This window comes from Kitasatospora sp. NPDC054939 (assembly GCF_053610105.1).
On record NZ_JBSGXP010000037.1, the window covers coordinates 24,932 to 45,131 of the forward strand.

17 protein-coding genes and 1 tRNA gene are annotated in these 20,200 nt (G+C 74.7%); 8 read left to right on the plus strand and 10 right to left on the minus strand.

The genetic code is table 11. The features are described 5' to 3' along the window. Positions 1-19: 19 nt before the first annotated feature. Positions 20-1,444: a hypothetical protein gene (locus ACWGB8_RS13650; protein WP_452213276.1), complete on the minus strand. Its 1,425-nt coding sequence runs from the start codon at positions 1,442-1,444 to the stop codon at positions 20-22. Beyond that, the gene (locus ACWGB8_RS13655) at positions 1,441-2,127 is read right to left on the minus strand and encodes an RNA polymerase sigma factor (RefSeq protein ID WP_452213278.1); all 687 of its coding nucleotides are present in this window, start codon (positions 2,125-2,127) and stop codon (positions 1,441-1,443) included. The genes ACWGB8_RS13650 and ACWGB8_RS13655 overlap by 4 nt, the downstream gene beginning before the upstream one ends. Before the next feature lie 262 nt (positions 2,128-2,389). Between ACWGB8_RS13655 and ACWGB8_RS13660 the strand changes: the two genes are divergently transcribed. Further along, positions 2,390-3,427 (plus strand): helix-turn-helix domain-containing protein, encoded by a 1,038-nt coding sequence (locus ACWGB8_RS13660; RefSeq protein WP_452213280.1) that lies wholly within the window; start codon positions 2,390-2,392, stop codon positions 3,425-3,427. Positions 3,428-3,452: 25 nt separating this feature from the next. On the opposite strand, the gene ACWGB8_RS13665 is transcribed toward ACWGB8_RS13660, so the two are convergent. Further along, a complete protein-coding gene (locus ACWGB8_RS13665) occupies positions 3,453-4,217 on the minus strand; it encodes a MerR family transcriptional regulator (protein WP_452213282.1) in 765 nt (254 codons plus the stop codon). A gap of 182 nt (positions 4,218-4,399) precedes the next feature. Here ACWGB8_RS13665 and ACWGB8_RS13670 point away from each other — a divergent pair, with 182 nt between their 5' ends. Beyond that, complete coding sequence (locus tag ACWGB8_RS13670; RefSeq protein ID WP_452213283.1) at positions 4,400-5,161, plus strand: aquaporin; 762 nt, start codon at positions 4,400-4,402, stop codon at positions 5,159-5,161. A 102-nt stretch (positions 5,162-5,263) separates the two neighbouring features. Here the strand turns inward: ACWGB8_RS13670 and ACWGB8_RS13675 are convergent, their stop codons facing one another. The 5 genes from ACWGB8_RS13675 to ACWGB8_RS13695 form a co-directional block, all read right to left on the minus strand. Next, a complete protein-coding gene (locus ACWGB8_RS13675; protein WP_452213285.1) occupies positions 5,264-6,385 on the minus strand; it encodes an LPXTG cell wall anchor domain-containing protein in 1,122 nt (373 codons plus the stop codon). A 355-nt stretch (positions 6,386-6,740) separates the two neighbouring features. Continuing rightward, the gene (locus ACWGB8_RS13680; RefSeq protein WP_452213287.1) at positions 6,741-7,331 is read right to left on the minus strand and encodes a flavodoxin family protein; all 591 of its coding nucleotides are present in this window, start codon (positions 7,329-7,331) and stop codon (positions 6,741-6,743) included. 195 nt (positions 7,332-7,526) lie between these two features. Beyond that, entirely contained in the window at positions 7,527-7,970 is a 444-nt protein-coding gene (locus ACWGB8_RS13685; RefSeq protein WP_452213289.1) for a YunG family protein, read from the minus strand. A gap of 56 nt (positions 7,971-8,026) precedes the next feature. Then, positions 8,027-8,443, minus strand: a complete 417-nt coding sequence (locus tag ACWGB8_RS13690) for a PPOX class F420-dependent oxidoreductase (protein WP_452213334.1) — start codon at positions 8,441-8,443, stop codon at positions 8,027-8,029. Between the two features lie 181 nt (positions 8,444-8,624). Continuing rightward, positions 8,625-9,185, minus strand: coding sequence for a GlcG/HbpS family heme-binding protein (locus tag ACWGB8_RS13695; protein WP_452213291.1), 561 nt, complete (start codon positions 9,183-9,185; stop codon positions 8,625-8,627). A 237-nt stretch (positions 9,186-9,422) separates the two neighbouring features. Between ACWGB8_RS13695 and ACWGB8_RS13700 the strand changes: the two genes are divergently transcribed. Together ACWGB8_RS13700 and ACWGB8_RS13705 are read left to right on the plus strand one after the other, a co-directional pair. Next, complete coding sequence (locus ACWGB8_RS13700; protein ID WP_452213293.1) at positions 9,423-10,613, plus strand: sensor histidine kinase; 1,191 nt, start codon at positions 9,423-9,425, stop codon at positions 10,611-10,613. Positions 10,614-10,787: 174 nt separating this feature from the next. Then, positions 10,788-11,450 carry a response regulator gene (locus ACWGB8_RS13705; protein WP_452213294.1) on the plus strand — a complete coding sequence of 221 codons (663 nt, stop codon included), beginning with the start codon at positions 10,788-10,790 and terminating at the stop codon, positions 11,448-11,450. A gap of 384 nt (positions 11,451-11,834) precedes the next feature. Here the strand turns inward: ACWGB8_RS13705 and ACWGB8_RS13710 are convergent, their stop codons facing one another. Further along, positions 11,835-12,461 (minus strand): hypothetical protein, encoded by a 627-nt coding sequence (locus tag ACWGB8_RS13710; protein WP_452213296.1) that lies wholly within the window; start codon positions 12,459-12,461, stop codon positions 11,835-11,837. Positions 12,462-12,929: 468 nt separating this feature from the next. Between ACWGB8_RS13710 and ACWGB8_RS13715 the strand changes: the two genes are divergently transcribed. The 3 genes from ACWGB8_RS13715 (at position 12,930) to ACWGB8_RS13725 (ending at position 17,568) form a co-directional block, all read left to right on the plus strand. Next, positions 12,930-15,284, plus strand: coding sequence for a BTAD domain-containing putative transcriptional regulator (locus ACWGB8_RS13715; protein ID WP_452213298.1), 2,355 nt, complete (start codon positions 12,930-12,932; stop codon positions 15,282-15,284). Between the two features lie 344 nt (positions 15,285-15,628). Beyond that, a complete protein-coding gene (locus tag ACWGB8_RS13720; RefSeq protein ID WP_452213300.1) occupies positions 15,629-16,258 on the plus strand; it encodes a pyridoxamine 5'-phosphate oxidase family protein in 630 nt (209 codons plus the stop codon). A 35-nt stretch (positions 16,259-16,293) separates the two neighbouring features. Further along, the gene (locus tag ACWGB8_RS13725) at positions 16,294-17,568 is read left to right on the plus strand and encodes an MFS transporter (RefSeq protein WP_452213302.1); all 1,275 of its coding nucleotides are present in this window, start codon (positions 16,294-16,296) and stop codon (positions 17,566-17,568) included. Positions 17,569-17,648: 80 nt separating this feature from the next. On the opposite strand, the gene ACWGB8_RS13730 is transcribed toward ACWGB8_RS13725, so the two are convergent. Continuing rightward, positions 17,649-17,708 (minus strand) — tRNA-OTHER (locus ACWGB8_RS13730). A gap of 1,529 nt (positions 17,709-19,237) precedes the next feature. Here ACWGB8_RS13730 and ACWGB8_RS13735 point away from each other — a divergent pair. Beyond that, on the plus strand, positions 19,238-20,200 hold the full coding sequence (locus ACWGB8_RS13735; RefSeq protein WP_452213304.1) for a nuclease-related domain-containing protein: 963 nt from the start codon (positions 19,238-19,240) through the stop codon (positions 20,198-20,200).

Genomic DNA, 20,200 nt, shown 5'->3' on the forward strand with positions numbered 1-20,200 from the left:
CCCGCGGGCCGTACCCATGTCAGGGCTTGACCACCCGGACCGGGATGCTGCGCTTGCCGAGGACCTTCAGCTCGCCGTTCCCGTCGTACGGCAGCACGGCCTGGGCGGTCACCGGCATCACCCCGGCGCCGTTGGCGGAGGTGAGCGTCATCCGGTACTTGACCGTCCGGCTCTGGCCCGGGGCCAGCGGGAACATCGACTCCGGGGTGCCGGCCGCGTAGCCCATGTCGCTGCCGGGCGACAGCGCCACCTGGGTCCACACCGTGCCGTCGAGCCGCTCCAGCCTCCCCGCGTTGGACGGCACGACGCCGCCGGGCGTCCCCGCGTACTCCTCGGTGTGGACCAGCGGCTGCACCTTGGCGTAGTCGGTCTGGCCGGTGTTGCGGTACACCACCGAGAACGCGACCACCGAGCCGTTGGCCGGCACCTGCTGGCCCATGCCCAGGGTCTCGATGCTGACCGCGACGGTGTTCTGGCCGGCCTTGGCCGCCGGCGCCGGCCGACCGCTCAGGTCCAGGCTGTCGAGGACCGCCACCACGCCGGCCTGGTACTCCGGCTTGAGGCCGTTGGCCGAGAGGTACAGCTCCTCGTCGGGCAGCCCCCACAGCTGCGCGGTGAAGGCGTCCTTGCCGTTGCAGGTCGCCTGCCACTGGGTCTTGTGGGCGGCCCGGCCGGCCACGATGTCCCTGGTCCGCACCACGCCGTCGAGCTTGATCGCCGAGGCGCCCGCGGTGTACGGCTCCTTGCCCCAGATCGGGCAGAGCGGCCGGTCGGACCACCCCCTGTCGGACTCCAGGCTCCCCCACCGGGGCCAGGACGCGTTGGCCGCCTCGTCCGCGGTGTTGTACACCGTCAGCTCGACGCCGTACGGCGCGCAGCCCTTGAGCAGCTCGACCTGCGGGGCGCCCGGGCTCAGCACGCAGAGCGTGGTCGCACTGCCGAGGGACGGCGCCGCCCGCCAGCCGGCCGGGATCTTGAACTTCACGTTCCGGAAGGTGTACGGCACCGGCGCCCCCGAGCCGACCGGGGGCGAACTCGCCGTCCCGCTCGGGGTGCCGGCCGGGGAGGCCACGCTCTCCCCGTCGTCCGGGTCCGGGGTCCCGGCCGCCGAGGCGGTGGGGCTCGGGGCGGTGGTGGCCTCCGGGGTGGGCGAGGGCGAGGCCGACAGCGTCGCGGCCGGGTCCGGCCGGTGCTCCCGGTCGGCCACCGTGTCCGGACGGAAGTTCAGCACGCCGAAGGCCAGCGCGGCGGCCAGCCCGAACAGCGGCACGGCCGTGACGTACACCGGGCGCAGCCGGCGCACTCTGCGGTTCGGCGGCTGGGCCGGTCGAAGGTCGTGCGCGGTGATCAGGGACGCCCGGGCGCCCATCGCCTCGCGCAGCAGCTGTTCGGTCGGTGTCTCCTGCGGCTCGCTGCCGCCCGGGCCGCGTCCCTTGTCGCTCATCGAACCTTCTCCAGATGCTTTTCCAGGGCGTCCAGGGCCCGGCTTGCGGTGGACTTCACGGCGCCCCGGGAGAGTCCCAGGGTCTCGGCGATCTGCGCCTCGGACAGGTCGGACCAGTAGCGCAGCACCAGCACCTCACGCTGTCGGGGAGTCAGTTCCTGCAGGGCGACCAGCACCCGGCGGTGCTCGTCGTTGAGGACGGCGTGGTCCTCGGCCGACGGCGCGTCGGCCTCGTGCGGCGGCACGTACTCGCGGGCGGTCCTGCGCCGCCGCAGCATCGAACGGGCACCGTTGACCACTGACGTGCGCAGGTAGCCGAGGGCGTTGTCCAGGTCGTCGAGCTGCTCGCCGTGCCGCTGGTACAGCTGGGTGAACGCCTCCTGCACCACGTCCTCGGCGAGGTCCTGATGGTCGACCAGCAGGACGGCCATCCGGACCAGGCCGAGCCGGTGCGCGTGGTAGAGGTCGGTCAGCGTGGGCCGTTCCTCGGCGGGTTTGCGGCCCCCGCGCAGCAGCCGGAAGCCGGACCGCCGCCGGACCGCCTCCTGTTCGCCGGCCCCACCCCCGGGGAGGTCGACCGCCGGCCCCGCCTCCTGCGCGCCGAACAACAGTCCGATCAGCCCGCGGACGGAGAAGCCGCGACCTCCCGCAGGCACCACAACCGGCCCGATGGCCATGGACATGGACGTTCCGTTCCCCCTGGGACGGCACCCGGTACGAACCGGACCGTCTGGACAAGTGATCAAGGTCCTGACCGGAGGGATTGTGACAAGACCGCTCTCCACGAGCCCATCGACCCCCCACCTCCATGGACGTGCGGCGCCGCCCGGGGTTGCAGGTGGACCGGAGGGAATGTCGGACCGCGGGTTCGCGGCCCGGCCGGTACGGCGCGGAGCGCTACACTCGCCGACGTTCCGCCAGGAAAGAGCAGGAGCAGGGGTCCCCATGGCAGTGGAGCGCAGCGGCGGGCCGGTGGCCGTCGCCATCGGACGGCGGCCCGAACCGGTGCACGACGTCGCGGTGTACGCCTTCGAGGGCATGGCCCCGTTCGAACTCGGCGTCGTCGTGGAGGTCTTCGGACTCGCCCGGCCGGAACTCGGCGGGCTGCTGGCGGCCCCCTGGTACGGGCTGAAGGTCTGCGCCGACCGGCCCGGCACCCCGCTGCGCGCGGTCGGCGGCTTCTCCGTCACCGCCGAGCACGGACTCGACGAACTCGCCGCCGCCGACACCGTGGTCGTCCCGGGCGTGCCGAACGCCTTCAGCGGCGCGACCTCCCCCGGCCTCGTCACCGCCCTGCGCACCGCGCACGAACGCGGCGCCCGGATCGTCTCGATCTGCTCGGGCGCCTTCGCGCTGGCCGCCGCCGGGCTGCTCGACGGCCGCGAGGCCACCACCCACTGGCGCTACGCCGAACTCCTCCAGCAGCGCCACCCGGAGGTGCGGGTCAACCCCGACGTCCTCTACGTGGACAGCGGCGACGTGCTCACCAGCGCGGGCAGCGCGGCCGGCATCGACCTCTGCCTCCACCTGGTCCGCCGGGACCACGGCGCCAAGGTGGCCAACAGCGTGGCCCGCCGCTTCGTCGTCCCCCCGCACCGGGACGGCGGGCAGGCCCAGTTCATCGAGGCCGCCGTCCGCCCGGTCGAGGAGGAGGACGACGGCATCGCCCGCTCCATGCAGTGGGCGATGGGCCACCTCTCCTCGCCGCTGACCGTCACGCTGCTCGCCCGGGCGGCGCAGATGTCCGACCGCTCGTACCTGCGGCACTTCACCGCCCGCAACGGGACCAGCCCGATGCGCTGGGTCGTCACCCAGCGCATCGCGGCCAGCCTGCCGCTGCTCGAATCGCCGGACGGCACGGTCGAGGAGATCGCCGCCGCCGTCGGTTTCGAGTCCGCGGCGACCTTCCGCCACCACTTCGGCCGGGTGATGCGCACCTCGCCGACCGCCTACCGCCGCGGCTTCGGACGCGGGGCGGCCTGACGGCACCCGCCCGGCCGCGTCCGCCTCAGCCGCGCAGGTCGGCGTTGGCGACCATCGCGTCGTGCAGCCACTGCGCCAGGCCCGGCGCGATCGCCTCGTAGGTCGCGGTGAAGCGCGGGTCCGCGACGTACATCCCGGCCAGACAGCGGTGGATCTCGTAGCTGCAGGCGTAGAACCGGTCGGTGATGTGCTGCCGGTGCGCCTCGGCGAGGTCCATCGCCTCCGCCGAGTCGGCCGGCACCCCGGCGGTGCACGCCTGCGCCAGGCGGGCGTTGAGCACGTCCGCCTCGGCCTTGATCCGCTCCCAGTCCTCCTTGGAGTACCGGGCGGTGCGGCGCTGCGACTCCTTCCAGGCGTCGGTGTCGCCCCAGCGCTGCTCGGCCTCGGTCTCCCACTCCTCGCGGTAGCCCTCGCCGAAGACCTCGAACTTCTCCTGCGGGGTCAACTGAATTCCCATCTTCCGTGCCTCCATGGCGTGTTCGACGGCCGCGGCCAGCTCCTGGAGGTGCCGGATGCGGTCGGTCAGCAGGTGGTGCTGCCGCCGCAGGTGCTCGGTCGGGTCGACCGAGTCGTCGTCCAGGACGGCCGCGATGTCCTCCAGTGGGAACCCGAGTTCGCGGTAGAACAGGATCTGCTGCAACCGGTCGAGGTCCTCGTCCCGGTACCGGCGGTAGCCGGCCCCGGTCCGGGCCCCGGGCGACAGCAGGCCGATCCCGTCGTAGTGGTGCAGGGTCCGTACGGTCACCTTGGCGATCCTCGCGACCTCGCCCACCGAGTACTCACGGCTCACTCGGGTGCTCCCTTCGTGCTGACACCGAGCCTCCGCTCTCACGCCGTGTGAGGGTCAAGCCGAATTCCGGGCCCCGCCCCCGGGGCCCCGGTAGGAGTCTCCGAGCGCGCGGGCCGGCGCCGGGCCCCGAATGGGCCGAGCAGCCAATTGTCCGCCCGGCGGGCGCTCGGGACGATGTGGCCATGAACACGCCCCCTCCGCCGCCCCTGGTACGACGACTGGCCGCGGAGCTGGTCGGCACCGCCCTGCTGACCGCCGTCGTGGTGGGCTCCGGCATCCAGGCCGAGACCCTCAGCGCCGACGGCGGGGTGCGCTTCCTCGCCAACGTCGGGGCCTCCGCACTCGCCCTGGTCGTCCTGATCGAACTGCTCGGCCCGGTCTCCGGCGGGCACTTCAACCCGCTGGTCTCCGCCGCGGCCTGGTGGAACGGACCGCGCTCGCGCGCCGCCCTGCCCGCGCTCGGCGGGTACGGCCTCGCCCAGCTGGCCGGGGCGGCGGCCGGGGCCGTACTGGCCCAGGCGATGTTCGAGCGGCCGCTGGTGCAGCCCGCCGGACAGCGGCGGGAGGGGGCCGCACTGCTGCTGGGCGAGACGGTGGCGACGGCGGCCCTGCTGCTGGCGGTCTGCGCGCTGGTGCGCAGCGGGCGCGGACGCCTGGTGCCGGCCGCGGTGGGCCTGTGGATCGGCGCGGCCTGCTGGGCCACCTCCTCGGGCAGCTTCGCCAACCCGGCGGTCACCGCGGCGCGCGCCCTGACCGACAGTTACACCGGGATCGCCCCGGGCTCGGTGCCCGGCTTCGTACTGGCCCAGTGCATCGGCGGGGCGGTCGGCACGGCCCTGGCGGCGCTGCTGTTCGCCCCGGGCACCGCGGGTACCACGGCCGGGCCTGCGGTGGCGGCGGCGGGGCCGGTGGGGCGGCCCGTCGCGGCGGAGGCCGCCGAGTAGGTCCCGCCCGGCGGGGTCGGGGAACGGCCGTGCCCCCGGGGCGTCGTGGTGGACGCCCCGGGGGCACGGTCACGGCACGCGCGGACCGGCCGCGCTGCGGGGTCAGCCCTGGGTGGCGGACTTGCGGCGGCGGAGCACCACGAGGGTGCCGACACCGGCGGCCAGCACGGCGCCACCGGCGACCGCGATCGCGGTGGTGTTGTCACCGCCACCGGTCGCGGCGAGGTCCTTGCCCGCGTTGTCCGCGGCGGCCTTGGCCTTGGCCACGGCGGCCGGGGTGATCTTCGGCGGGGTCACCGTCGGGTTGGACACCGGGAAGTCGATCGGCTCCTGGCCGGTGTCGGTGCTGCTCGCGCTCGGCGCCGGGGTGGTCGGCGCGGCGGTGGTCGCGGTGGCCGACGGGGAGGCGGTCGGCGACGGGGTGCCGGTGGCGGTGGGCGTCCCGGACGGCGTGGTGGTCGGGGTCGCCGTCGTGGTCGGGGTCGCCGTCGTGGTCGGCGTGGTGGTGGCGGTCGGGCTGGGCTTGCCCGTCTGCGTGGCGGTCGGGCTGGGCTTGCCGGTCGGCGACGCGGTCGGGGTCGGCTTGGACGCCTTGATGGTGAAGCCCGCGCCCTTGATGCCGTCGCAGCTGAAGCCGGCCTCGCCGACGGGCTCGCCGTTCTCGCCGAGGCGGTCGGAGTAGACCACCGGGACGACGCCGGCCTTGCCGAGCGGGGCGCCCTTGAGGACCGAGACGCGGACCTTGATGACCACGTTCTCGCCCTTGTTGAGGGCCAGCAGGGCGTCCTCGACCGGGGAGCCGCCGGAGACGCCGCCGAGCAGCACCAGACCGGCGTCCTCGCCGTCCTCGCCGGCACCCGGCACGGCGGAGGCGGGCAGCCACTGGCCCTTGGGCAGCTGGTACTCGACCTTGAGGTTGCTCGCCTTCAGGGTCTGCTCGCGGTTCTTGAACTTCAGCAGCGGGAAGAAGACGTACCCGCTCTTGGTGGAGTTGTCGATCTTGAAGGTGAACTCGCGGGCGTCGTCACCGACGAAGAGCTCCTTCGGCACGCCCTTGAGCGAGAGGTCGAGGCTCTGGCGCGCCGCCTTCGCGGCCTCGGGGGCGGCGGTGGCGGACGGGGTGGCGGCGGTGCCGACGGCCACGGCGCCCTGGGCGCCGGCCAGCACCAGCGAGGACGCCAGCGCGGCGGCACCGGCGAGAGCAAGACTGCGACGAATGGACAAGGAGACCTCACGAGAGTGTCCGGGCTCGCCCCGGGAGCGCGGCGGGGCCCGGCTGCTCCGGAAAGCCCCCCGCGAAGCTGAAAGTCCGACGGAGACTACCGAATGATCCGGCCACTCAGGAAGGCGGGTGGCACTTCCGCCCCAGGGCCCTCCCGGCGCCTGTCCGTTTGATCCAACTCCGTCACCCGGTACGGCCTTTGTGTCGACCGGCCGGGCCGCCTCGAACGGCATGGAATGACCGGTACACGTCCGGAGGACCGTATCGCACGGCCCTCCGGTGGCGCGAAATCGACGGTCGCCCGGTACGCCCGGCGAGCCCGCCCGGTCGGCCGCCCCGGCCGGTGGGCCCGCCCGGTCAGCCCGAGAAGAAGGACTTGGCGGCTATCAGCGCCCGCTGGTCGCGCAGCACGTCCCCCGGCCGGTCGCCGCTGCCGAGCAGCGCGCCGCCCCAGCGCATCCCCATGTAGTCGGCGCAGCGCTGCAGGGTGCCGATCAGCGGGTCGGCGTTCGAGTGGTCGGTGGCCAGCACGGTGACGGCCCAGACGGTGCCGCCGGTCATCCGGGCCCGGAACCGGGCGCCGGGCACCCGCAGCCAGTCGGACCAGTGGTCCAGGTAGAGCTTGGCGCTGGTCGGCAGGGAGTACCAGTACACCGGGGCGACGAAGACCAGGTCGGTCGCCTCCAGGGTGGCGTCCAGCAGGGTGCGCTCGTGCCCGGTGGGTTCGCGGTGGCGGCCGCCGTGGTGCCGGACGTCCTCGAAGGGCGGCAGCGGATGCTCGCTCAGCCGCAGCCAGCGCTGCTCGGCGCCGGGCGGCAGACTGGCCTCGGCGGCTGCCTCCGCGAGCCGCTCGGTGTTGCCGCCGGTACGGGAACTCGCGTTCAGGAAGAGGAACTTGCGGGGTGCTTCGAGCTGGTTGGCGCGGCCTGGCAGCGGTACTCCTCGCATCGGTACTCCCTCACGGAGACTCGCAGGAACGGACAGGGTCTCCGAGCCTACGACCGGCTTGCGACAGACGGGTGAAGCTGCGTCGGGCATCCGCCGGACCCGGTCAGCAGGGCGGTGACGGCGGCGGTGGTGACCGCGGCGGTGACAGTGGTGACCGCGGCGGTGGTGACGGCGGCGGTGGGGCGCCGCGTCCGCTCAGGCGCGGGCCCGCTCGCGGAGCGGGGCGGAGCGGGCGGCCCGGGCCTGCCGGCGGGCGCGGCCGGCCTCCAGCTCGGCGAGCACCCGGTCGCGCAGCAGCTCGTACTCGGCCTGCAGGCGGCCCGGGCGCTGCGGGCGGGCCACCGGGCGGCCGGGGCCGACGATCTCGTCCGGGCCGAACTGCTCCCGGGTGAGGTCGATCTCGGCGCCGGTCGGGAAGCGGTTCCACCAGTGCAGGTCCGTCCGGACGCCGCCGACGTACACCTCGCCCATCATCAGCTCGCCGCCCAGCAGGTCGTGCAGCACCATCGCGGTGACCCCGCACTGGCCGCGGGCCGGATTGTCCGGATGCCAGTGGGCCAGGTCCTCGGGGGCGCAGGTGTCGACTCCCCAGGAGGCGCGGATCGCACGTTCGATGTCGATGAGGGTCCACGGCGTCATGCCGGGAAGCCTGCCACGCCGCACCGACAGCGGCACCGCATTTCAGCCGCCCGTCGTCAGTCGGCCACGCCCCGTTCGGCCGTGACCTTCTCGATCTTCACCCGTACGAGCAGCTCACCCGGTACCCCGTTGCGCTCGCCGTACTGCTCGGCGAGTTCCTCGCCCATGTAGCGGGCGGCGATCCGGCCCGCCCAGTGACGTACCTCCGGCAGGTCCTCGCCGAGCGTCGCGGTGCCCTGGACGAGGACGAAGGAGAAGGGCGGGCGGTCGTCGTCCACGCAGAGCATCACCCGGCCGTCGCGGGCCAGCGTCCGGCCCTTGACGCTGCTCGCGGCCGTGTTGAAGAGCAGTTCGTCGCCCTCCAGCAGGAACCAGACCGGCGCCACGTGCGGGTGGCCGTCGGCCCGGGTGGTGGCGAGCTTGGCGGTGCGGGTGCCGGCGGTGAGGAAGGCCCGCCACTCGGGCTCGGTCATGGGTGCCATGGGCCCATCCTCGCGGACCGGGGCCCGCCGCGCCGGGGAACGGCGGGTTTGCCGGACGCGGGCGCGGCGGGCGGGGCGGCCGGGAAGCTCCGGGGGACGGCGGCACCCGGCGCGGCGGGGAGGGGAGGAAGGGGAGGCCGGGACGGTCGGGGGCCCGTCCCGGCCCGCGCGACTACTTGCCGAGCGCCGCGACGCCCGCCTGGGCGAACTGCTCGTCCAGGTCGCCGCTCGGGGCGCCCGCCACGCCGATGCCCGCCACCGGGGCGCCCTTCGCCTGCACCGGGGCGCCGCCGCCCAGGAACAGCGTGCCGGGGATGTCCTTCAGGTTCGGGGCCTGCGCCAGGCGCTTCACCAGCTCCGAGGTCGGCGCGTTCCACGAGACGGCGGTGAACGCCTTGCGCTCGGCGGACTCCACCGACTGCGGGCCGGCGCCGTCGCCCTTCAGCAGCACCCGGGTGACGCCGTTGCGGTCCACCACGGCCACCGTCACGTGCTGGCCGGCCTTGTTCGCCGCCTCCAGCGCGGCCTGGGCGGCCGTGGTCGCGGCCTCGATGGTCAGACCGGTGGTCTGGGTGAGGTTCTTGTTCTGGACGTCCACCTTGACCGCCGAGGCCGCGGCCGGGGTCTCGGCGGTGTCCGCGTTGGCGGAGACGGCGCCGATGGTCGCGGCGGCCAGCGCGGCGGCGGCGACGGTACCGGTCAGCAGCTTGGTGCGGGCGGTGGTCTTCTTCATGGTCCGGCTCCTCAGTCGGGTCTGCGGGGCGGCCTGGCCGGTACCTCTGCCCGGCCCGGCGGCTCTCGTTCGCTGCTTCGATCCTCCGGCCGGTACCCCCTCCGGCGGATCGGCGGTCCGGAGCGCGCTCGCAGGCACGATGGTGGACCCGGGGGTCAACCGATCGGCTGATGCGCGGGCGGCCCCGACGGGTGACCATCGAGGGATCGGCACCCCCAGGAGCGAGGAGCAGACCCCGTGCCGCAGCCGCCCCGCCGCAGTGACGACCGGGACGCCGCCCGACTGGCCGTCGTCCTGGACTCGGCCTTCCTGCTGCTGCTCGCCACCTCGCTCAGCCGCTACCTCGACCGCCACCCGGACAGCCCGCGGATCCCCTGGGTGCTCGGCCTGAGCATCGCCCTGGCCGCGGCCCAGCTGGCCGGTTCCTGGCTGGCCCGCCGGCACCCGGCCGGCCCCGAGCGGCGGCGCCCCTGGCCGCTGGCCGTGGTGGTGGCGCTCTGGGTGGTGCTGGTGCTGCTGGCGCCGAGCTTCGCCTGGTGCGCCGTCCCGCTGGTCTACACGGCGCTGCGCACGCTGCCCGCGCGGGCGGCGATCCCGCTGGTCGCGGCGCTCACCCTGCTGGTGGTGGTCGGCGAGGTCCGGCTGCCCGGCCCGATCGACGCCAACCTGCTGCTGCTCCCGCCCGCCGTCGCCGCCCTGGCCACCACCGTGTTCCTGTACATGGAGCGGCAGGCCGAACGGCAGCGCGTGCTGATCGCCGACCTGGTCCGGACCCGGCGCGAACTCGCCGCCACCGAGCGGCGCGAGGGCACCCTGGCCGAGCGCCAGCGGCTCGCCATGGAGATCCACGACACCCTGGCACAGGGCCTGTCCAGCCAGCAGATGCTGCTCCAGGCCGCCGACCGCACCTGGGACTCCGATCCGGCGACCGCTCGCGGCCACGTCCGCACCGCCGCCGAGGTGGCCGCCCGCAACCTGGCCGAGGCCCGCCGCTTCGTCCACGACCTCGCCCCGGCCGAACTCGCCGACGGCCGCACCCTCGACCAGGCGCTGCGGGCGCTCGCCGAGCGGGAGTCCGCGGAGTCCGGCCTGCCCGTCCGCTTCCACCTCGACGGCACGCCCGTCCCGCTGCCGGCCGCCGCCCAGGCCGCGCTGCTGCGGATCGCCCAGGGCGCGCTGGCCAACGTCCGCGAGCACGCCGGCGCCTCGGCCGCCGCGCTGACCCTCTCCTTCCTCGGCGACCAGGCCGTCCTGGACATCGCCGACGACGGCCGGGGGTTCGGCGCCGCCGACTCGGGCGAGGGCCGCGGCCACGGGCTGCCCGCGATGCGGGCCCGGCTCCGCCAGCTCGGCGGCACGCTGACGGTGGAATCCGCTCCCGGCGAGGGCACCGTGGTCTCCGCCGCGATCCCGCTGGAAGGCCGCTGACGTCCGACGCAGCTGAGGGCCGACGTCCCTGAGGTCCGACGTCCCTGCGGCCCGCGGCGCGGTGTGTCCCGGGCGCGGCGGCGTGCGGCACCGGCCGGCCGCGACGGGCAAGACTGGAAGCACCACTGCATCACCGCACCACCGCACCACCCCACCCCGCCCCCTGGAGCCGCCATGAGCACCGCCCGAGCCAGTGACCCCGAGCGCCGGGGGGAGCCGGTCCGCCTCCTGGTCTGCGACGACCACGCCGTCGTCCGGGCCGGCCTGCTCGCCCTGCTGGCCAGCGCCGGCGACATCGAGGTGGTCGGCGAGGCCAGCAGCGGGGAGGAGGCGGTCGCCCTGGCCGCCCGGCTGGCCCCGCAGGTCGTCCTGATGGACCTCCAGCTCGGCGAGGGCATCGACGGGGTGGAGGCCACCCGGCGGATCACGGCCGCCCCCGACGCCCCGCACGTCCTGGTGCTCACCACGTACGACACCGACGCCGACATCACCCGGGCGATCGCGGCCGGGGCGACCGGCTACCTGCTGAAGGCCGAGCGGCCGGAGGAGCTGTTCGCAGCGGTGCACGCGGCCGCCCTGGGCCGGACGGTGCTCTCGCCGCCGGTCGCCTCCCGGGTGATGGCGCAGATGCGGGCGCCCGCACCGCAGCTGACCGAGCGCGAGCAGGAGATCCTCGCCCAGCTGGCGCAGGGGCTCGGCAACCGGGAGATCGCGCGGGCGCTGTTCATCAGCGAGGCCACCGTGAAGACCCATCTGGGCCGGATCTACGACAAGTTGGGCGTGGACACCCGGGCGGGTGCGGTCGCGGTCGCGAAGGAGCGCCGACTGCTGAGGTGAGGCCGGAGTGTCGGGTTCCGGGCACCCGGGGCGGCCCGGCGACGGCGCCGGGCGCGGCCGGGCGGAATCCGACGGATCTTCGACACACGTCCGATGCATACGGATGAGCCGGGTGGGGCAGGCTGTAGCGGGGATGTGGAGGGGTGAAGGCCGTTCCGTGGATTCACTATTGACAAACCAACCATGCGGTTTGTTAGCGTGCACACACCGAAGCCCGCACCGCCTCGGACCCGCCCGGGGGGATCGGGTCCGGATCAGAGCCGTGCGACGGGCGGCGCGGAGCGTGTCCGGGGGGATTCGCTCCGCGCCGCCACTTTCCCGTTCCGGGCCCGCCGGGCCGCCGCACGGAGCCGTAGGCGCTCGACGGACAGGGCCTGACGGGACCTAGTCGAAGGCCGTCCAGAACGGGCAGCGCACCTGCGGCACCGGCGCGAGGTCCGCCGCCGCCCGCGCGGCGGCCGGCGCCTCGGGCGGCTGCGGCGAGCGCGCCACCCCCGGCGACACCGCGGTCAACTCCGCACTGCCGAGCGGCCCGAAGGCCAGTTCGAGCCGGTAGCCGTCCCGGGTGGCGGCGGCGATCCGCGGACACTCCGGATCCCCGTCGCACCCGACGACCAGATGGCCGTGCCGGCGCCAGTGCCGCTCCACCAGCGCCAGCAGCATCCCCCGGCGGGCCCCCGAGACGATCGTGACGATCTCGCGGCTGCGGCCGACGTACCAGTGCACCCCGTCGACGCCGCCCGCCCCGACCCCGATCTCGGCCCCCTGGGCCTGCCCGGGCGCGAGCAGCCGGGCACCCGTCCGCTGGACGCCGTACTGCCAGGCCAGTTCCGGGCGGACGGCCCGCAGGGTGTCCTGCAGCAGCCGTTCGCAGCGCTCGGCCGCAGCGACCTGGTCGACCCGCACCGCAGGCACCGACGCGGCGGCCGGGGGGCCGTCGGGGACGCGGGCGGACGGCGTCTCGTCGAGCGAGCCGGCCGGACCTCCCGGGTGTCGGCGCCAAGTCGCCATACGGGCCTCCGAGTCTTCCGTGGGCGCCTCTGGGGTACGCCCGTCGTTCTGTTGACGGCCCATCAACCCCGGAAGGTTGCGCACCGGTTGCCCCCGCCGCCGCCCCCGACCGTACGGGCGCGCGCGGCGCACCGCCACCCCCGGCCCAGGTCCGCCGCCCGGCGACCGGCGGTGCGGTTCCACGTGGAACCGCACCGCCCGAGGCCCAGACCGGACGTCCCGCGCAGCGCGACCTGCCGCAGGCCGGGACCGACGCCGGGGCGGCTCGCCGACGGACACCCCGACCGCACCCCCTGTCCCCTTCCACGACCGCACTCCCCGAGCCGCAGCTCCCCCTCCTCCCTCCCCTCCCTTGCCCGGCGCATTGGTCCAGTCCACACTGATCATCGGGCGGAGCCCCCGCACCGCGGCCCCGGTGCTGCCGCAGGGTCTCGGCCGCGCACGGCCCGCGAGGACGAGGGGGACGCCATGGCACAGCGGACGTCGGCCACCACCGAGGCCCCCCGGGGCTGCCCGCCCGCCGAACCGGCTCCGTTCGGCCCCCGGCTCCGGTCGTTCCGGCGTCGCGCCGGACTGAGCCAGGAGGCCGCCGCCACCCGGGCCGGCATCAGCACCAGGGCGCTGCGCGACCTCGAACGGGACCGGGTCCGCACGCCCCGGTCGCGCACCCTCCGGAGCCTCGCCGAGGCCCTCGGCCTCAGCCCCGACGAAATGGCGGACCTGCGGGCCGCCACCCCCACCCGCCCGCCGCACGACACCCGGCGGCCGAGCCTGCTGATCCTCGGCCCCCTCACCCTCCAGCCCGGCGGGGCCGCCGTCCCGATCACCAGCCCGATGCTGCGCCGCCTGCTCGGGCTGCTGGCACTCAAGCACCCCGCGCCCGCCACCCACCAGGAGATCACCGACACCCTCTGGCCCGCCGGTCCGCCGCACTCCGGGCAGAGCCTGGTCCACACCTACGTCAGCCGACTCCGCCGTCTGCTGGCCCCGGACGGGCCGGGGCACCCGGCCGACCCGGCCAACCCGGACGACCCGGACGACCCGCAGACCGCCGCCCCGCCCGCCGTCGTCCGGACGCCCACCGGCTACCGGCTGGCGGCAGCCCCGGACCAGACCGACCTCGGCCGCTTCGACCGGCTGCTCGCCCGGGCCGGCTGCGCCCACCACGCGCCGGACCCCGAGACCGCGTACGCGGCACTGACCCGGGCCCTGGGCTGGTGGCGCGGACCGGCCCTCGCGGACGCCGACCCGGTGCTGCGCCGCCACCCGGCCGCGGTGGCCGCCAACGAGCGGCGCGTCCGGGCGGCCATCCGGCACGCCGACGCCGCGATGCTGCTGGGCCGGCCCACCGAGGCCGTCCCGGTGCTGTCGGAGCTGGTCGGCACCGAACCGCTGCACGAGGGCCTGCACGCCCGGCTGATCCTCGCGCTCGCCGACGGCGGGGAGCAGGCCGCCGCACTCGACGTGTTCACCCGCCTGCGCGCCCGGCTCGACGAGGAGTTGGGCGTCGCGCCGGGCGCCGAGGTCCGCGACGCCCACCTGCGGGTGCTGCGCCGCCAACCGCCGCCCGAACGGCGACCCGACCGCCCGGCACCCGACGTCCGCCGCGGCCCGACCGACCACCACGCACCCGAGGGCGGCCGCGCACCCCAGGGCGGTCGTCCGGCCCAGGGCGGTCGTCCGGCCGAGGACCCTCGCGGGCCGGAGATCCGTCGCGGATCGGAGGACCGCCCGCGCCCCGCCCAGCTGCCCGCCGCGGCCGGCCGCCACATCGGACGGAGCCGCCCGCTGCGGCACCTGGACGCCCTCGTCGCACCCGAACCCGCCCGGCGGCCGCACGTGGTGGCCGTGGTCGGCGCCCCCGGTGTCGGCAAGACGGCCCTCGCCACCCACTGGGCGCACGCCCGGCGCGGACACTTCCCGGACGGGCAGCTGTTCGTCGACCTGCGCGGCCGTTCCGCACTGCCGGCCCTGCACCCCCGCGACGTCCTGGCGCAGTTCCTCCGCGCCCTGGGCACCCCGCCCGACCGGCTGCCCGCGGACGAGGACGAGGCCGCGGCCCTGTACCGCTCGCTGCTCGCCGACCGGCGGATGCTGATCGTGCTGGACGACGCGCGCGACGCCGAGCAGGTCCGGCCGCTCATCCCGGGTGCGCACGGCTGCGCGGTGCTCGTCACCAGCCGCAGCCAGCTCGCCGGACTGGTCGCGAGCGACGGCGCCCGCCGGATCGGACTGGACGTGCTGAACCCGGACGAGGCCCTCGACCTGCTGGGCAGCATCGTCGGCGACTGCCGGGTCGCGGCCGAGCGGCAGTCGGCCCGCGAACTCGTCCGGCTGTGCGGGGGCCTGCCGCTGGCCGTCCGGATCGCCGGCGCCAACGCGGTCGCCCGCAACGCCCGACTCGCCGACCACTGCACAGAATTGGCGGGCGGCGACCTGCTCGACCGGCTGCACGTGGTGGGCGACCCGCGCTCGACGCTGCGGGCGGCTTTCGATCCCTCCTACCGCGCGCTCCCGGCCGCGGCCGGCCGGATGTTCCGCCTCCTCGGCCTGCTGCCCGACCCGGAGCCCGCCCCCGGCCTCGCACCCGACCCCGGGGCGGGTCTCACCGCGGTGGGCGCCGCGGCCCTGGCCGGTTCGACCCCGGCCGAAGCGGCCGGACTGCTGGTGGGCCTGGCCGACGCCCACCTGGTGCAGGAGCGGTCGCCCGGCCGGTTCGGGCTGCACCCGCTGCTGCACGCCTACGCCCGCGAACTGCTGGACGGGCCGGAGGCCGACGCCGCCCGGCGGCGGCTCGCGGTCGCGGCAGCCGGGACCGGCTGACCCCCGGTCCCTCCCCCGCTCCCTACCCGCGTCCCCGCCGTCCCGCCGCCGTCCCGGCGGCAGTCGGGCGGCACCGGCAGTTCCGCCGGTTCTGCCGGTCGCCCCGGGCCCGCCGACGGCGCCCGGCAGAACCGCAGGTCGGCGGCAGTACAGGGGGCGGTGACCGGCGTCCCGGCGGGCGTCCGGCGCTCCGGTCCGACTGCAGCGGCCCGACCAGAGCGGCTCCGTACGGTGGTCGCACCGCCAGGCCCGTTCCCCCGCCGAACCGTGAGGTGCCCCGTGTCCCAGCCCCTGACGCCCCTGACACCCCCGACCGCGTCCGCTCTCCGCCCGGGGAGCACCGCATGAGCCGGTTCGACCGGCTCGCGTACACACCGGCGGTGCGCCGGGTCCAGGAGCAGCTGGGCAGCGCCACGGCCGCCGACCGCCGGCTGCGGGAGCCCGCCGGGGAGGCCGAGCCGCTCACCGAGGCGGAGGCCGGGTTCGTCCGCGGTCTCGACGGCTTCCTGTTCGCCAGCGTCGGCGAGACCGGCTGGCCGTACGTCCAGTTCCGGGGCGGCCCGCCCGGGTTCGTCCACGTCCTCGACGAGCACACCCTCGGCTACCTGGACGTCCGGGGCAACCGGCAGTACATCACCACCGGGAACCTGCGCGGCGAGAACCGGGTCGCGCTCTTCTTCCTCGACCACGCCCGGCAGGCCCGCCTCAAGGTGCTCGGCCGCGCCACCGCCGTACCGGCCCACGAGGACCCCGCACTCGCCGAACGCCTCGCCGGCCCGCGCACCCCCGGCACCGTCGAACACCTCGTCACCGTACGGGTCGAGGCCTTCGCCTGGAACTGCCGCATGCACATCACCCCCCGCTTCAGCCGCGAGGAGCTCGCCGACGTCCTGGCCCCCGTCCAGGACCGCCTCGCCCGGCTGGAGCAGGAGAACGAAGCCCTGCGCGCCGAACTCCGCCGCACCGCGCACTGATCGAGAACGCACCACGACCGAAGGGTTCACCAGCCATGGAACAGCGCGTGGCCGACCGCACCGCGGCGGCGCCGGCCGGAACGCCGCCCACCGGGACACCGCCGACCGGGGAGCCGGCGATCTGGTCCCGCAACTTCCGGTACTACTTCACCGCCCGCAGCGCGGGCCTGCTCAGCTGGGCCATGCTGCCGGTCGCGGTCTCGGCTGGCCTGCTCAGCGACGGCTACGGCCTGGGCACCGCTGGGTACGCGATGGCCTTCCTGGTGGGCCCGTTCGCCGGTCTGGTGCTGTTCGGCGGAGTGCTCGCCGACCGGTTCACCGCCCGCCGGATGATGATCGTCGCCGACCTCGCCAACCTCGCCGCGCACGTCCTGCTCGCCCTGCTCTTCCTGCACGGCATCGACCACCTCTGGCAGCTGTACGCCCTCCTGGTGGTGGCCGGCACCGCCAACGCGCTGTTCCAGCCGGGCGCCACCTCGACCGTCCCCCTGGTGTCCCGGGACGTCCAGGGCGCCAACGGTGTCCTGCGCACCTCCGAGGCGCTCACCGGTCTCGGCGGCCCGGCCCTGGCCGGCGTCCTGGTCGGACTCGGGGCGACCGGCTGGGTGATGGCGGTCTCCGCCGTCGCGTACGGGACCAGCGCGCTCTGCCTCTTCGTGCTCCGGCTCGGGGCGGTGCCCGCCCCGCCGGCGGACGAGGGCCTGTGGCGCAACCTGGCGGTCGGCTGGCAGGAGTTCCGGGCCCGCAGCTGGCTCTGGGGCGTGATCGTGATCTGGATGGTCTTCGCCGTGCTCTCCTGGGGGCCGCAGCTGTCGGTGGCCGCCGGGGTGGTCGTTCCCGAGCACGGCGCCACCGCCTTCGGCCTGCTCAACTGCGCCCTGGGCGCGGGCACCGTGGCCGGCGGCCTGCTGGCGATCCGCTGGAAGCCCGAGCGGCCGCTCGCCGCCGGGGCGGTCGCGATGCTGGCCTACCCGCTCTACCCGCTCGGCATCGTGCTCGACCTGCCGGTCTGGCTGCTCGCCGCCGCCCAGGTCGCGGTCGGCGCCGGGATCGGCGTCTGGGGCGTCATGTGGGCCACCAGCGTGCAGACCCAGGTGCCGGGCGAGGTCCTCAACCGGGTCCACGCCTACGAGGTCGCCGGCTCCGTCGGGATGTACCCGATCGGCAGCGCCCTGGCCGGCCCCGCCGTCGGGGCGTTCGGCACCGACGGCGTGCTCCTGGTCGGCACGGTGGTCGCCGTCCTCACCGCCGCCGCCCTCCTGGCCGCCCGCCCGATCCGCACCCTGGCCCGCGTCCCGGACCGCCCCTGACCGGGCGCGCCCGCCCCACCCGGCCCCCGCCCCATCGCACGACGAAGGCCCCGGGTCGTTGACCCGGGGCCTTCCTGCGGAGCGGGCGACGAGAATCGAACTCGCGCTCTAAGCTTGGGAATCTCGGCCAACTCGCCCGCCACACAATGGCTCTGACGTGCAGCTATGCCACTTCGGGCACCCGGTTGAGCCCCGATCGACGCGACCGCTATTTACCGCCATTCGCCCCTCGTCGCCGCCCCATAGGGCACAGATGGGGCACGTTGCGCTCAGCTCCCGCTGGCCGCAGTCACTCCCCGAACTGCGGATGGGGACAGACCTCCAAGGGCTCCCCAGGACGGTCGCTCCAGCCCCACCAAAGGTGACGCTGACCGCACTGCCACACGCCCCGGCAGACGCGCGCTCCGTCTTCCTCCCGCCGTGAGAGCACCATCGACGTGCACTCCATAGCCTGCCCGCAACGGGGGCACTCGGGTGGTTCACTCGTCGTCGACACGGCGGACACGGTACCGCGCAGGTGATGGAGCCTTAACGACTGCGTCAATCCCTTGCCACACACCCGCCTCCGGAGGGCGGCAGGTAGCCGCTTGGTCTGAGCTGCCCTTATGCCACATTGGCCGACTGCTACCGGTTCGACCGTGAGAGCCCGCTTCTCCCCGTGGCTTCCCGTCCGAGCGGGCACGCGTTGGGCACGACTGCGTGTGCCCGCTAGCTCACCCGTGAAGGCAGGCAGCGGGCACACGCGGAGGTTCAGATCTGGCTCTTGGCGATCCAAGCGATCAAGGATGCCAACGCCAACCCCAGGCCGTAGCCAAGTCCCCGGGCAGCGCTGAAAAGCGCCGCGCGAGTCAGGCGGGGGAGCGAGGTGCGAGAGGGTACGCGAGACATGAGACTCCTCAGCAGTGGATGAGGACCCGTCACATCGAAGTGGCGAGCCATCAAGGGCGCGAAAAACAGCGCTCTCGACTTGGCATCCCCGCTGCTGAGAGGCCACTTCGGCTCCGCAGGTTGCAACCTGGGAGGCGGGGTGGATGCTGGTGCGCTCAGAGCATGGCCACGAGACCATCCACCGCAGACACGAGCGTATACCCCTCGCTCGATGCAAGGCAGGCTTTTCCTCGGACACCCGGCCGAACAAGCTGCCCCGATTCGCGCCGCCGGCAGGCTCCTGGCTGAGCGGGGTGTTTCCCTCCTCGATCGGGCAGCTTTGCCGTACCAGGGTTCCCAGGGGCCGCCAAGGCTCACGTCCGTGACGCTTGCGCTTGGCCTTGGCGGCCCCTGGGGTTCCTGGTACGCCCTTGGGTGTCCGGCCGAGGAGGGGGCCGTCCCGCGACCCACCACGTTCACCCCACCGACGGTGCACCCTCGCACCTGCCCGCCTCCCCCTCCGAGAGAGGGCCGGGGTCTGGGTCGGAGCCCCATGCTTCCCTGTCCGTGCGCCGGGCGCGGGCCGGGCGCCGCCGGGAGCGGGGCGAAGACAGGAGCGACGGCGAGCGGCGGGCCAGCGCCGCGAGCGTAGCGAGCCTTGATGAAGTAGCGAAACTCGTAACAGCTCCCTTCCCTTCACGCTCCCCGCCCGCCAAACGGCTGGTCGGGCTTGGCTGATCGCCTTCTTGTCAGAGTGTGCGCCCGCATGCTGATCTCGTGTCAGGTTCGGGGCGAAGGGGGCATGGTGGCGGAACTGACGGTCAACCCGTGGCGGCGATCGGGCAAGGATCGGCTGTACGTCAACCTGGCCGGCCCCCGTGGCCAAGCTGTCGCGTGGCTGGACTGTCTGACCGGGGTCGTCACGATCACTGATGCCGCCCATGAGACATCGGCGCTTGATCGAGTCAGGGATTGGTGCCAGACCTGCGGCCGGTCGATCCCGCCGCTGACCGTGGTCTACAAGCTCTCAACACCTGCCTCGACTCCTGTCGCGCGGCGCGCACCCGCTCCGCCTGCCGCACCGCCCGTGCCCGCGCCGCCGGCGGCGATTCCCACCCTGCCGCTGTTCACAGTTGAGGATGATCTCGCCTCGAACCGTCCTGGAGAGGGCATCCGCGGCATGATCCAAGCCGACGAGGGCAAGCGGAAGTGGCTGGTGCGCGTGGCGGCCAAGCTCTCCGGAGACGACCTCACCCGCTCAGAACTGAGCAAGGGACTGGACGGGGAGAAGCTGGTCGGCGCGCTGCTCGACGGGCTTCGGGCCCACGGCTGGTACGTCCTACACGCCGTGCCGCTGCCGAGCGGTGCGGACATCGACCATGTGGTGATCGGGCCGCCCGGGGTGTTCACGGTGAACACCAAGCACCACCCGGACGCCGCGGTCTGGGTCGGAGACAAGCGGATCACGGTCAACCGCAACAGCTACCCGTACATCGAGAAGTCCAGCCTCGAAGGCAACAAGACAGCCGAGCTCCTGCACCACTGGTGCGGCCTCGCCATCCCTGTCCACCCGGTGATCGCCATCGTGGGCGCTCGGACGCTGACGCTCAAGGGGAAGCCCGGCGTCGACGTACTGGACGGCTCCCATATAGCAGGCGCCCTCAGCTCCCGGCCTCCGCTGCTCGAAGCGCACCGTGTGGCGGCCGTCTTCGACGTCGCGCGTCGCCGAAGCGTGTGGGCCCAGTTCGGTCGCCGCTCCGGTTGA